The organism is Hydrogenophaga sp. SL48, from assembly GCF_021729865.1.
Classification (GTDB): domain Bacteria; phylum Pseudomonadota; class Gammaproteobacteria; order Burkholderiales; family Burkholderiaceae_C; genus Hydrogenophaga.
The window spans coordinates 1,151,164-1,163,025 of the sequence record NZ_CP063400.1 but is presented as its reverse complement, the minus strand read 5'-3'; the positions used below and the strand labels follow the sequence as shown (position 1 = coordinate 1,163,025).

Annotated in this window: 13 protein-coding genes; all 13 read right to left on the bottom strand. The window is 69.0% G+C overall.

All coding sequences use genetic code 11. From position 1 onward, the window contains the following. Positions 1 to 209: 209 nt before the first annotated feature. Positions 210 to 689, bottom strand: coding sequence for a hypothetical protein (locus IM738_RS05610; protein ID WP_236964913.1), 480 nt, complete (start codon positions 687 to 689; stop codon positions 210 to 212). Between the two features lie 39 nt (positions 690 to 728). Further along, entirely contained in the window at positions 729 to 1,466 is a 738-nt protein-coding gene (gene fabG / locus IM738_RS05605) for a 3-oxoacyl-ACP reductase FabG (RefSeq protein ID WP_236964912.1), read from the bottom strand. Further along, on the bottom strand, positions 1,463 to 1,849 hold the full coding sequence (locus IM738_RS05600) for a 3-hydroxylacyl-ACP dehydratase (protein ID WP_236966253.1): 387 nt from the start codon (positions 1,847 to 1,849) through the stop codon (positions 1,463 to 1,465). Before IM738_RS05600 ends, fabG begins: the two co-directional genes overlap by 4 nt. Positions 1,850 to 1,899: 50 nt before the next feature. After that, on the bottom strand, positions 1,900 to 2,709 hold the full coding sequence (locus IM738_RS05595; RefSeq protein WP_236964911.1) for a beta-ketoacyl synthase chain length factor: 810 nt from the start codon (positions 2,707 to 2,709) through the stop codon (positions 1,900 to 1,902). Further along, the gene (locus IM738_RS05590) at positions 2,706 to 3,896 is read right to left on the bottom strand and encodes a beta-ketoacyl-[acyl-carrier-protein] synthase family protein (RefSeq protein WP_236964910.1); all 1,191 of its coding nucleotides are present in this window, start codon (positions 3,894 to 3,896) and stop codon (positions 2,706 to 2,708) included. The genes IM738_RS05595 and IM738_RS05590 overlap by 4 nt, the downstream gene beginning before the upstream one ends. A 56-nt stretch (positions 3,897 to 3,952) precedes the next feature. Next, on the bottom strand, positions 3,953 to 4,741 hold the full coding sequence (locus IM738_RS05585; protein ID WP_236964909.1) for an SAM-dependent methyltransferase: 789 nt from the start codon (positions 4,739 to 4,741) through the stop codon (positions 3,953 to 3,955). A 37-nt stretch (positions 4,742 to 4,778) separates the two neighbouring features. Next, on the bottom strand, positions 4,779 to 5,579 hold the full coding sequence (locus IM738_RS05580) for a polysaccharide deacetylase family protein (RefSeq protein ID WP_236964908.1): 801 nt from the start codon (positions 5,577 to 5,579) through the stop codon (positions 4,779 to 4,781). Then, positions 5,576 to 6,022, bottom strand: coding sequence for a hypothetical protein (locus tag IM738_RS05575; protein ID WP_236964907.1), 447 nt, complete (start codon positions 6,020 to 6,022; stop codon positions 5,576 to 5,578). Before IM738_RS05575 ends, IM738_RS05580 begins: the two co-directional genes overlap by 4 nt. Before the next feature lie 189 nt (positions 6,023 to 6,211). Further along, complete coding sequence (locus IM738_RS05570; protein ID WP_236964906.1) at positions 6,212 to 8,554, bottom strand: MMPL family transporter; 2,343 nt, start codon at positions 8,552 to 8,554, stop codon at positions 6,212 to 6,214. Between the two features lie 118 nt (positions 8,555 to 8,672). After that, positions 8,673 to 9,239: a LolA-related protein gene (locus IM738_RS05565; protein ID WP_236964905.1), complete on the bottom strand. Its 567-nt coding sequence runs from the start codon at positions 9,237 to 9,239 to the stop codon at positions 8,673 to 8,675. After that, complete coding sequence (locus IM738_RS05560) at positions 9,239 to 10,156, bottom strand: LpxL/LpxP family acyltransferase (RefSeq protein WP_236964904.1); 918 nt, start codon at positions 10,154 to 10,156, stop codon at positions 9,239 to 9,241. The genes IM738_RS05565 and IM738_RS05560 overlap by 1 nt, the downstream gene beginning before the upstream one ends. Further along, a complete protein-coding gene (locus IM738_RS25965) occupies positions 10,153 to 10,458 on the bottom strand; it encodes a 3-hydroxyacyl-ACP dehydratase FabZ family protein (protein WP_336886551.1) in 306 nt (101 codons plus the stop codon). The genes IM738_RS05560 and IM738_RS25965 overlap by 4 nt, the downstream gene beginning before the upstream one ends. Further along, on the bottom strand, positions 10,445 to 11,794 hold the full coding sequence (locus IM738_RS05555; protein WP_336886550.1) for an AMP-binding protein: 1,350 nt from the start codon (positions 11,792 to 11,794) through the stop codon (positions 10,445 to 10,447). The genes IM738_RS25965 and IM738_RS05555 overlap by 14 nt, the downstream gene beginning before the upstream one ends. Positions 11,795 to 11,862 lie beyond the last annotated feature (68 nt).

Sequence of the window (11,862 nt, the reverse complement as noted above, 5' to 3'; positions counted from 1 at the left end):
GCAGGCACGCCCACACGTCTTCTGGGACGATGGTGGCTCCCTCGGGCGCAGGCCCCATTCGCCGTTGCCACAGAGGCGGCTTGCTCACACGTTGTTGATGGAGTAACAGCCGCCTGCGCAAACCTCCGACGGCGAGCGTGGGCCGGAGAACGGGGGTGACGCCATCGGCCTGCGCGAGGTGCAGGCAAGTCACTCCCCCGATGGGACCCTCAAGTGTCCGGGCAACCCACCCGCTCGACCGTGATCGCGCCCATCACCGTCACACCCTTGGCCGCGTTGTCGCCGCCCCAGACCGTGGTACCACCCGAGGCCGAGGCCAGGCGCGCGCGGCAGTGCAGCTTGATGTCCATGCCCCCCATCACGTTGACGGCCGAGCGCAGGCAGTACCAGCCGTTGGGGTTGAGCAGCTCGATCTCGGAGGCGCCCATCACGTTCACCCCCGGGTTGACCAGGATCAGCGCGGGCGTGTCGGTGACCTCGCGGTCGGCGGTGCTGGGGCCGCGCCCGAACACCTTCACCGAGGTGGCCAACGTCCGGTAGGTGGGGCGGCTGCCGAAGGGGTGGTTCTCGCCCCAGGCACGAAGGCAGGCTTCGAGTGCCGGGCTGTCCGCCTGCGCTTGCGCCAGACCGCTGCCCATCAGGCCCAGAAGGATCACTGCCAGGGACCGTGAAACATCGCCAGATTTCATGACTGGAACTCCTTGCCGCTGCGGCAGCGATGGCGCTGCTCAGATCATCGCGCCGTTGATCGAAATCACCTGCCCGGAAATATAGCCCGCCTGATCGGATGCAAGAAAAGCCACGAGGTCGGCCACCTCTTTCGGCTGGCCCACCCGCTGCATCGGCACCATCCGTTTGACCATGTCGGCGTCGAACGTGCCTTCGATCATGCCGGTGGCGATCAGCCCGGGCGCCACGGCGTTGACCGTCACGCCCCGGCTCGCCAGCTCCAGCGCCAGCGACTTGCTCGCGGCGTGCAGCGCGCCCTTGGCGGCGGAGTAGTTCACCTGCCCCCGGTTGCCCGCCACGGCCGCGACCGACGAGATGCTGACGATGCGGCCCCAGCGCGTGCGCATCATGGGCATGGTCAGCGGCTGGGTCACGTTGAAGAAACCGTTGAGCGACACGTCGATCACGCGGTCCCACTGCTCGCCGCTCATGCCGGGAAACACCGCGTCGTCGTGGATGCCCGCGTTGTTCACCAGGATCTGGATCGCACCGGCCTCGGTCAGCGCTTCGAGCGCGGCAGCGGTCGCCGCACGGTCGGTGATGTCGAAGGCCACGGCCTCTGCGCTGCCGCCCTCGGCCACGATCTGCGCGGCGATGGCCTGCGCCTTCTCCAGGCCCCGGTTGGCGTGCACGATGACGTGGTGGCCGTCGGCGCCCAGGCGCTGGCAGATCGCGGCACCGATGCCACCGCTGCCACCGGTGACCAGGGCGCGCCGGCTTTTGGATGAAGGAGTCATAGGGACTGTGCGTCGAGCACCACCGAGGCCCGGCCTTCGATCAGGCAGCGCTCACCGTGGTGAATGTGAAATTGGTAAAGGATGAGGCGTGCGTCGCCCGACAGTCGCTCGGCGGTCACGCGCAGCGGCCCGGCCAGGTCGTCCAGCCGGTCCACGTGCAGGCTCAAGCCGCGCACGCTGGTGAGGTAGCCCTGCGTGGGCGCGGCGTCGGACTTCGCCAGCAAGGCGCCGTGCACGGCCATGGCCTGCGCGGCGTACTCCACACCGGTCGCGGCCCCCAGGCGGTCCGCCGCGCGCAGGGGGTTCAGGGGGTCGGTGTGGCTCAGCGCGTCGCAGACGATGCGCTGCTCATTCCATTCGAGCACGTTCTCCAGCAGGCACATGCTGCCCTGGTGGGGAATGTGCGCGGCGATCCAGGCGTGGTTCAACACGGTCACTGCCGAAGGTCCTGAAGGTCCACCTGAAGCTGCATGGGCGCGAGGTAGTCGAGCACCACTGGGCCAGCCGTGCCGCGCGCCAGGCGCTGCAGCAGGGGCAAGGCGCGCAGGGCCGGGATGTTCTGGCGCAACCCCTCCATGGCAGCGTCGCCCAGCACCTCCGCCGGTGCCCGGCTGGGGGCCACCGTGATCGACGCCAGCGAAGCCGCGCTGCGCTGGGCGCTGAGCAACAAGGCCACGCCGCCGCAGTCGGGCGTGTCGCGCTTGGCGTGCAGCGGCTCGGGGTACTCGCTGTCGTAGGCCACCAGCAGCACCGGCTGGCCGTCCATGGCCACCTGGGCCAGCGCATCGAGCAGGCCGGCGCCGAAGCTGGCGTCGAACGCACCGAGCACCTGGCACGGTGCCATGCTGTGCGTGGCGATGCCCCAGTAGCCGGCGGCGGCGTTGTGCACCGAGTTGTGGAAGCGCGTGGGCGAAATCTGGCGGTCGTCGCCCGCGAGCTGCTCGCACAGCGAATGGCAGTTGTGGCCGTCGGCGCCCGACGCGGCGAACACCGTGGCCAGCGTGGATGCGTCGGCGCCCGCGTGGGTCACCGCTTCCAGCCCCACGCCCAGGCTGAGCCGGATGACGCGGCTGGCGCGGCGGCGCTCGGCCGGTGGCAGCAGCAAGGGCACGGGCAGCACGCTCGGTGCCGAGACATAAGCCGCCTCGCCGCGCAGCACCGCCGCAGCGGTGGCCCAGTCGGGCAGGCCGGGCGCGATCAGACCGATGCCGTTGATCCAGGCTTGCAGAGGTGCTGCACTCATGCGGTCACCCCCAGCACGAGGCTGCAGTTGCTGCCGCCGAACCCGAACGAATTGCTGAGCGCGTGACGCAGTGGCGCGTCGGCGCCGTGGCGCTGGTAGCGGATGGGAATCGAAGGGTCCAGCGCACCAGTGCCCGGGCTGCCGGGCAGGCGCCCGTCGGTCAGCGCCATCGCGCAGATGATGGCTTCGATGGCGCCCGCGGCGCCCAGGGTGTGGCCCATGTAGCCCTTGGTGGAGTTGCCCGGCACGGTGTCGCCGAACAGCGCACTCACCGCCTGGCCTTCGGCCGAGTCGTTGGCGGGCGTGGCGGTGCCATGCAGGTTGATGTAATCAATGTCGCCAACGCCCAGACCCGCCGAGCGCAGCGCGGCCTCCATGGCCAGGCGCGCGCCCAGGCCCTGTGGGTGCGGCGCCGACATGTGGTACGCGTCGCTGGACTCGCCCACGCCGAGCAACATCACCGTGCCGGCAACGGGCGCGTCGTTGCGCTCCAGCAGCGCAAAGGCCGCGCCCTCGCCGATGGAGATGCCGTCGCGCGCCGCGTCGTAGGGCCGGCAGGGTTGTGACGAGGTGAGCTGCAGCGAGGCGAAGCCGTAGAGCGTGGTCAGGCAGAGCGAATCGACGCCGCCCACGATGGCCGCGTCGATGGTGCCGAGCGCGAGCTGGCGCGCGGCGGCGGCGAACACCTTGGCACTGGACGAACACGCGGTGGAGATCGCCATCGCCATGCCTTCCAACGCGAAGTGGTCGCGCGTGAACTCGGCGAGCGAGAAGGCGTTGTGTGTGGTGCGGTAGTGGAAGTGATCGGGCAGTGCGCCGCTGGCCGGGTCGCGCCGGCGGTAGGCCAGCTCGGTCTGCAGGATGCCGGCGGTGCTGGTGCCGAGGAACACGCCCACGCGATCGGCGCCATACCGGGCAGAAGCCTCACGCACGCGCTCGGCAAACCCGTCGGTCTCCAGGCCCATCAGGGTCAGGCGGTTGTTGCGGCAGTCGTAACGGGCCAGCGCTTCGGGCAGGGTCTGCGCGTCCACGTCCGGGACTTCGCCGACCCAGGTGTCGAGGTCCACCGATTCGAAGGCGCAGGGAGCGAGCGCCGAGCGCTCGGCGCGCAAGGCCTCACGGTGGGCCGCCAGCCCGCGCCCAAGGGCGGTGGTCAGTGTGTAGGCGGAGAGTTGCAGAGGGGTCACGTGGGGCGGCGGATGTCAAAACCCGCAGTGTAGAGGAAGGGTTCAAACAGGGAGGTTCAAGCCGGCACGCGGCACACCAGCATCACATTGGCGAAGGTTTTTCCTTCGCTCATGGGCTCGGTCTCCACCTCGAAACCCAGCCCGGTCAGCAGCGCCTGCCACTCACCCAGGCTGCGGCAAAACAGGCGCGGACGCTGGTGGGTGCGTGCCAGGGTCACGGCACGGTCCACCCAGTTCGACACCCCGAACGACCACCCGGCGCTGGCATCGCCGACGCGGGTCAGGAACAGGCCGCCGGGCGGCAGCGCGGCGCGAATGCGCCGCAGCAGGCGCTCTTGCGAGGCGTGATCCACATAGTGCAGGGCATCGAGGATGGTGACAGCGTCCACTTGACCCAGTTCAACCCGGGTCATGTCGCCCTGCTCCACCCGCACCAGCGGGTGTTGGTCCGCGAAAGCCGCTGTCGCGCGCTCCACGTCGCGTGGCAGCAGTTCGACACCACGAAGGCTCAGGAAACGGGGCGCGATCGCCCAGTCGGCAGGCCACTGCCCCCGTTCGGACAGCCGCTGCGCCGCGAGCAGCCAGGCGAACAGGCAGCCTTGCCCGCAGCCGAGGTCGAGCAGCCGGGCACCCGACGGCAACAGGCCGCGCCGCAGCACCTCGCGGAAGATCGGATCGCCACCCAGCTTGCCCCACGCGTGGAAAAACGCGAAACGGCCACCGGCCCAGAAAAGGCGGCTCGCGTCGGTCCGCAGGGTGTTCAGAAACGCCCGGGGTGCGGGCGCCCTCTTGTTCTGCGCGCGGCGGTGCGCGCCAGATGGAGGACCGCCCGGCGCCGTGTTCATGGGAGTACTTTCGCCCTGCGGGCTTCTGTACGGGCTGTCATGCCAGGGCCTGCTGGAGCGTCACGGCCTGCAAGGACTCGGCCTTCAACCGGTGAAGCAACAATGGCAAGGTGGCCAGGATGACGGGTTGCCCTTCGGGCGTGAGGGCCGCGTGGCCGTCGTGCATGAGCAGGATGTCGCCAGGCCCCAGTCCGCGGGTCAGGCGCTGCAGCACCTGCTGCGGACGGCCGTCACGTGTGTCGTAGGGCCGGCGGGTCCAGGCGGCCAGCTGCAGGTCGAGGCTGGCCAGCACCGGCTCCAGGAACGGATTGCGCAGACCGGCGGTGGGCCGAAAAAACAGCGGGGCCTGGCCGGTGATGTCAGAGAGCGTGGCCTGGGCGGCCGCAACGTCGGCGCGCATGCGCCGGGGGCCGAAGAGGGAGAACGCGTTGGAGTGCGAGTCGCCGTGGTTCTCGACCCGATGACCGCGCGCCACGATCTCGCGGCACAACGCGGGGCTCTGGCGCGCGCGCCAGCCGATGCAGAAAAAACTGGCCCGGGCGCCGGCGGCGTCCAGCAGGTCGAGCACGCGCGGCGTGACCTCGGGGTCGGGACCGTCGTCGATGGTCAGCGCCAGCTCGCGCCGCGCTTGCGCCGCCGCTGGCAGGCGGGTGAGGTTGGGGCCGAGCAGGCTGGTGCGAGGCAGCAGGCCCGCGCCGGTGATCACCGCGTGGTTCAGCGCCACCGCCCCCAGCGCCCAGGGCCAGATCGCTGGCGCGGCCACGGTGCCGAGCGCGGCGCCAACGTGCAAGGCCGCCGAGGCCTTGAGCGCGGGAGACACGGTCCAGGGGCGGCTCATGGCAGGGTGGAAAAGTGGCCCAGGTCGAGAAAACGCTGCCAGAGCGGCAACCAGGCCGCCCAGTCGTGCTCGCCCGGCACGGTGAGGTGGGTCGCGTCGGGCAGTTGCTCGGCCAGCATCTGCATGCCATCGGCAAAACGGTCTTGTGCGCCGTAGCCCATGAACATTGGCACCGAGGGCAGTGGTTCTTTCAGCCACTGCCAGAGGCGCACGTCGGGGTCGGCTTGTTGGGCAGCTTCTGCCTGCCAGGCGCTCAGCCCGCCGGCCCGCCGGATCGCATTGGTGGTGATGCGCCCGCCCGCGTAGGGCGCCAGCAGGCACAGGCCATGCATCTCGCCCTGCCGCCCCGCCAGGCACGACAAGGCCAGCTGGCCGCCCCGCGAGATGCCGCCCAGCCACACCCGCTGGTAGCGCGCGCGCGGGCGCGAGCCAGTCGGTTTCAAGGGTGCGCAGCGCCCGCTGGTTGTCGGCGCCTTCGGCGTGCAGGTCGGGCGCAATGAGATCCAGCGCGAGCGCCCGGTGTTTCACCTCGGCGAACAACCCGGCGGCCATCATGTGCTGGGGCGTCATGAGTGCGCCGGGCAGCATGATCAGCACGCTGTCGGCGCCGCATTCGTGACGCTCGGTGGGGTTCACTTCCCGCCCTTGGGGTACACCAGCACGGCCGACAACAGCAGCGCCAGCAACGCGCCCGGCCCGACCGTGATACCCACGGCCTGCAGCACCGGCACGCTGGAGCTGGCCAGCGTGCCGAACCCGATCACCGTGGTGAGCACGGCCACCGCCATGGACATCAGCGTGGCCTCGTCCAGCGGCTCCCCCGCCGCCGCGCGGTCAAAGAACAGCGCGTAGTTGGAGCCCACGGCCACGATCAGCAACATGCCCACCAGGTGCAACAGGTGCAGGCGCGCGCCCGAGAGATGCAGCAGCGCGATCACGCAGGCCACGGTCAGGGCCAGAGTGAACAGCACCCGCGACAGCCGGGCGGCCGAGCGCATCGTGAACGCCAGCAGCAGCGCGATCGCCGCCACACCCGCCAGCGACAGCTGCACCGCCTCGCTCACGTAACCACTGTATAGCGATTCGAATTCGGTCTTGAGATCAACGAACACGGCGCCGCTGCCGGCCAGCGCGGCGCGAAGCTGGTCGGCCGGCAGGCTGGCATCGAGGGCGTCCGCCGTGGGGCGCAGCGGCAGCATCGCGGTCCACCCGCCGTTCTCGGTGCGGGTCAGCATCGAGTCCACCCCCAGCGCCAGGGCACTGCCCTCCAGATCGGCGCGCTGCATCACGCCCTGGCTGCGGGCTGCCGTCACGTCGCTCAGGAACGGGCCGAGCTTGCTGGCCGGCAAGGGCGAATCAACCAGCGCCCGGTCCAACCGGGCCTGCAACTCGGCCGGCTCGGGCAGGCTGGACAGGCGCTGGCGCTGCAGCTGTTCGCTGGGCAGGAACCGCGCGGGGCTGTCGTAACCGCCGATCACGCCCGCCTCCACCAGCCGGTCCAGCCGCTCACCCGCGCGCTCGGCGGCCTGCAAAGCGCCCTCCTGGTCGGGCGCCGTCACGGTCACGAGGTAACGTGCGTCGGGCGCGGCCAGGTCGGTGCGCATGCGCGAATCGGCCGTCGCCTCGGCCTCGCTCACCGTGGACAGCGCCGAGAGGTTGCCGTCCCACAAACCATCGCGCACCTGCCACAGGTAGGCGCCGACCAACACGGTCAGCACCGCCGCCAGCCAGCGCAGGCGGTGGGCCTGGTTCAGCAGCGAGAGCCCTTTCCTCACCCAGGGCCCTGACTGCGGCACGTTGACGCCCGCACCGGTCAGCGCGGGCAACACGAAACGGGTCACCAGGGCCGCGGTGACCACGCCCGACAAGGCGTAGAGGCCCAGCTGCGACAGGCCCGGAAAACCCGAGAACAACAAGGCACCGAAACCGATGGCCGTGGTCATGACCCCCAGCCGGATGGTCGGCCAGAACACCCGGCGCCATTGGTCGACGCCCTGATGACCGGCCTGCACAAAGTAATAGATGGCGTAGTCCACCGCCTCGCCGATCAGGGCCGACCCGAAGCCGACCGTGATGCCGAACACCGTGCCGTGCACCAGGCTGACCATCACGATGCCGGCGAGGGTGCCACTGAGCACCGGAATCAGGCCCAGGGCGAGCAGGCGAAACGACCGGTAAACCCAGAACAGCACGAGCCAGATGGCCACGGAACTGATGAGCGACAGCCGGGCCACCTCTTTCTTGATGGTTTCACGTGACTGCACCGCGAACTGGCCGGGCCCGGACAGGTTGAGTGTCAGCGCCGAATGACCGGTGGTCTGCAGGGACTGGGCAAAGGCCTGGTGCACGCTGTCGATCGCGGCGGCCTGCCCGTCCGTGTCGGACCCGAGCGCACGCGTCTGCAGCAGCAGCATGGCGCGATCGCCATTGCGGGAGGCCCACACGCCCGCGCGGGTCTGCGGCTGTGTCGCCGGGTTCAGCTGCCCCAGCACGGCCAGCACCTCACCCGTGGGGTCGTTGGCCAGGTAGGGCTTGAGCAACACGCCAGCGGGCGATGTCAACAGGTCAATGGTGTCGGTGACTGCCGACTTCAGACCCTCTTCGGTGAAGCGCTCGGGCGAAACCGCCGGGCTGAGCTGGTAGCGGTGGCGCAGCAGCACATCACGCTCGCTCTCCAGCCCGCCCGCCTCGCCGTTCTGCACCGACACATAAGCCGGGTCGCTGGCCAGTCGCTTGCGCAATTCGCGCGAGACTGCGGCGCGCTGGGGCGCGTCACCGCCTTCGATCGACAGCATCAGCAGGCGTGAGACCGTGCCGTCCTTCAGTTGCCCCACCAGCGCCTGCTGCTCCAGCGTGGGCTTGGACGGCAGAAAAAAGGACATGTCCGCCGAAAAGCGGCTGTTCCACACCACGGCCACCCCGGCCAGCATCAGCGCCAGCCAGACCAGAAACACCTTGACCGCACGCGACCTCATTGGAAAACCTCCGTCCGGCGGACTGCGGTGCGAGCCCCTTCGGGCGGCCGGGCGGGGCGTCTTGAAACCTCCGTCCGGCGGACTGCGGTGCGAGCCCCTTCGGGCGGCCGGGCGGGGCTCATTGAGCTTCAATCGGTTCGATGCTGATCTCCGAACGGTCGCCGTCCACCTGCAGATACTCGATGTGTCGCACCTGGCTCTTGCTGCCGGTCACCGTGATGCGCTGGAGCAGCGCAGCGATGGCGGGTTCGCTCGGCACCAGGGTCAGCACCCACTGGGCGCTCTCACCCTGAAGCTTGAGCGCGTAGCTCTGTTCCAGCGACTTGCGGTTGCCGGCGAGTGTGCTGCGGATGCTGTCGACGAAGGCCAGGGCCTCCGGGCGGCTCTGCAGGTTGATGGTGAGCTTGCGCTTGTCGCGTTCCATGCTGAGCATGTCCTTGTCCAGCACCATGGTTTCCACCTTGGGCAGCAGCGTTCGCTTCTCCAGCCGGTCGGGCGGGCTGTACACCATCTCGCCGCTGGCCTGCACCGGTTTGTCGAGCAGGGCCACATGGCGTTTTTCGACAAAGCGCGCGCGCCCACCCTTTTGCCCGGCCAGATCGGTCATCAGCTGATCGATGTCGTACGCCGCATGAGCAGCGGTCGCCAGTCCCAGCCACAGCAGGGCCATACCAAAGCGTCGCATCATTTTTTCCAGAAGTCGAAGAAGTTGAACCAGTTGTACGGTGCCAGTTTGCACAGGCGGGCCAGGCTGTCTGCGTAGGCCTGCACAGCGCCCTTGATCGCCGCGTCGCGCCCGCCGCGCTCGATCTGGGAAAAATCGGCCAGCGGCTCGAAATGCAACTGGTATCGGTTGCCCCCCAGGTACAGACCCGCCATCAGGAACACCGGGCGCTTGAGCATCGCCGCCATGCGCCAGGGACCGAGCGGGAAGGCCGCCTGTTCACCCAGAAACTCGACCTTGACCGTGGCGTCATCGCCCAGCGAGCGGTCGGCCAGCATGCCCACCAGAAACCCCTCGTCGAGCTTGTCGCGGACCTCCAGCATCGACTCCAGGTGACCGAGGGCGATGATATCTTGCATCGCCTTGGGATTGATGGCGGCGAGTGTGGCGTTGAGCTTGCGCGCGTTCTGCTCGTACATCAGCATGGCCACGCGCAGACCTTTCTTGCCACGACCCATGGCACGCAACACCTCGAAGCTGCCGAGGTGGGCACCCATGAGCAACGCGCCGGGCTGTTTCTGAAGCTGCTCCAGCAACGCCTGGTCGCCAATCACCTCGATGTCAAACACGTCGAAGCGGTCGTTGAGCAGGTAAATGCGGTCGTGGATGGTGCTGGCAAAACTGAACACGTGGCGGTAACCGTCGCGCCACCCCGCCCAGCGCCCCAGCACCTTGTGCAGGTAGGCACGGCTCGCCCGGCGCGCGGCCGGGGCAAACAGCACGAAATAGGTGGCGATGCCGTGCAACACGATTCGCCCCGCACGGCGGCCGAACGACAGTGAAATCCAGACCATCAGGCGCAGGATCGCCAGGTTGCTGCGCTCCTGTCGCCGCATCCACTCGGGTTGCGCGCCGGTCTGGCTGGTGGTGTCCGTCATGGCGTCGAAGGCTGCAGGTTGCCCGACGCAACATCGCGATCGCCACAACGCACCACGAACGACACCCCACCGCGCGCACCGTCCTGAAGCGCGAACACCAGCTCGTCACCAGGCCCGCAGGGGCTGAGGAACTTGGCCTGAGTCACCTGCCAGGCGCAGCACTGAAGCCCCAGGTGCTGTCCGGCCAGCAAGACGGCATGGTCCAGCAAGACCACACCGGGCATGATCGGGTGTCCCGGGAAATGGCCGGCAAAGGCTGGGTGGTCGAGTGGCACCCGCCAGGCCCGCTCAAACACGGCCATGCGCCACCCGCTCCTGGTACAGCGCCTGCAATGTGGTGCGCAGCAGCTTGCCGGTGCTGTTGCGCGGCAGTGCATCAACCAACACCAGGGGACGTGGCTGGAACACGCGGTCGATGCGCTGGCGCAGCGCGCGCTGCACGGCGTCCGCCGACAGACCGGGTGCGACCACGAACGCGGTCAAGCGTGTGATGCCACCGGCCTCTTCCGCCGTGTCGTCGGGCAGGAAAAAAGCACCGTCTTGCACGCCCTCGATGGCGCACAACTGGTGATTCAGATAGGCCAGCGAGCTGCGTTTGCCGGCGATGTTGACCAGGTCGGCATGCCGGCCATGCAGATGGAAACGCCCAGCTTCCTTCAGTTCGATGATGTCCGACAGCGGTACCCGGCCTTCCACATGGCCCTCACGGGCATAGGTGGTGTCGTTCTCCTGCTCCAGCACCACGCCGGGCAGCAGCTGCCACAAAGGGCCGTCGGTGGTGCGCCGGCACGCCAGCTGACCCGACTCGGTGGAGCCGTAGATTTCGTGCACCGGCGCCCCGCCCCGGGCTTCGGCGCGCGCGGCCAGCTCGGCGCCCAGCGGCGCGGTGGCCGACAGACATGTGTCCAGGGCCGGCCACGCCAGATCGGACGCCAGCAGGGCCGAGAGGTGATAAGGCGTGGTCACCAGCATGCGGGGGCGCGGCACGGCGTTCAGCGCGTCCACCACGTCTTGCGGATAAAACGGCTTGCCGCTCCAGAAACTGCAGCCACCGTGCAGCGCCATCAGGAAGGTGGACTCGAAGCCGTAGCTGTGCTGGGCGGGCACCGTGCCCACGAGCACGGGTGGACGATCCAGCAAACCCAGGCCCACGGCCTCGGCCCGGCCGTTTTGCACCAGCCGGCCCCAGGTTTTGGCATGCGGCTGCGGCAAGCCCGTGGAACCCGAGGTGAACAGGATCGCGACCACGCGATCGGCGTCCACGGTGGGCATGTCGAGCACCTGCGGGCGGGGCAACGTGGCCAGGTCCGGGAAATCGATGCACACCAGCCCGGCCGATTCGAACGCGCCGTCCACGACACCAAAAGCACCAGGCCGGTCGAGCGCGAGCCGTTGCAAGGTCTCGGCCGAGTGGGAAGCCGGCTGCAGGCTGGTCTTGCCAGACAGCAGACAGGCGGCAAACAGCACCGCGAAGTGGTAACGGTCCTCGCACAGGTTGATCACGCCGTCACCCGCGGGAAGCACCGCCGCGACCGACTGGGCGTCGGCGAGGAACTCGCGCACCGTGACCGGACCCGCAGGGCGCCAGGCCAGCACGTCGTCCAGACCGCGACCGCTGATCAGCGGCAAACGGTTCACAACAACACCTCCACCCTGCGCTGCGTGCTGGCCAGAGCAAGGTCCGGCGCAGCGCTCGTGCACCCTAC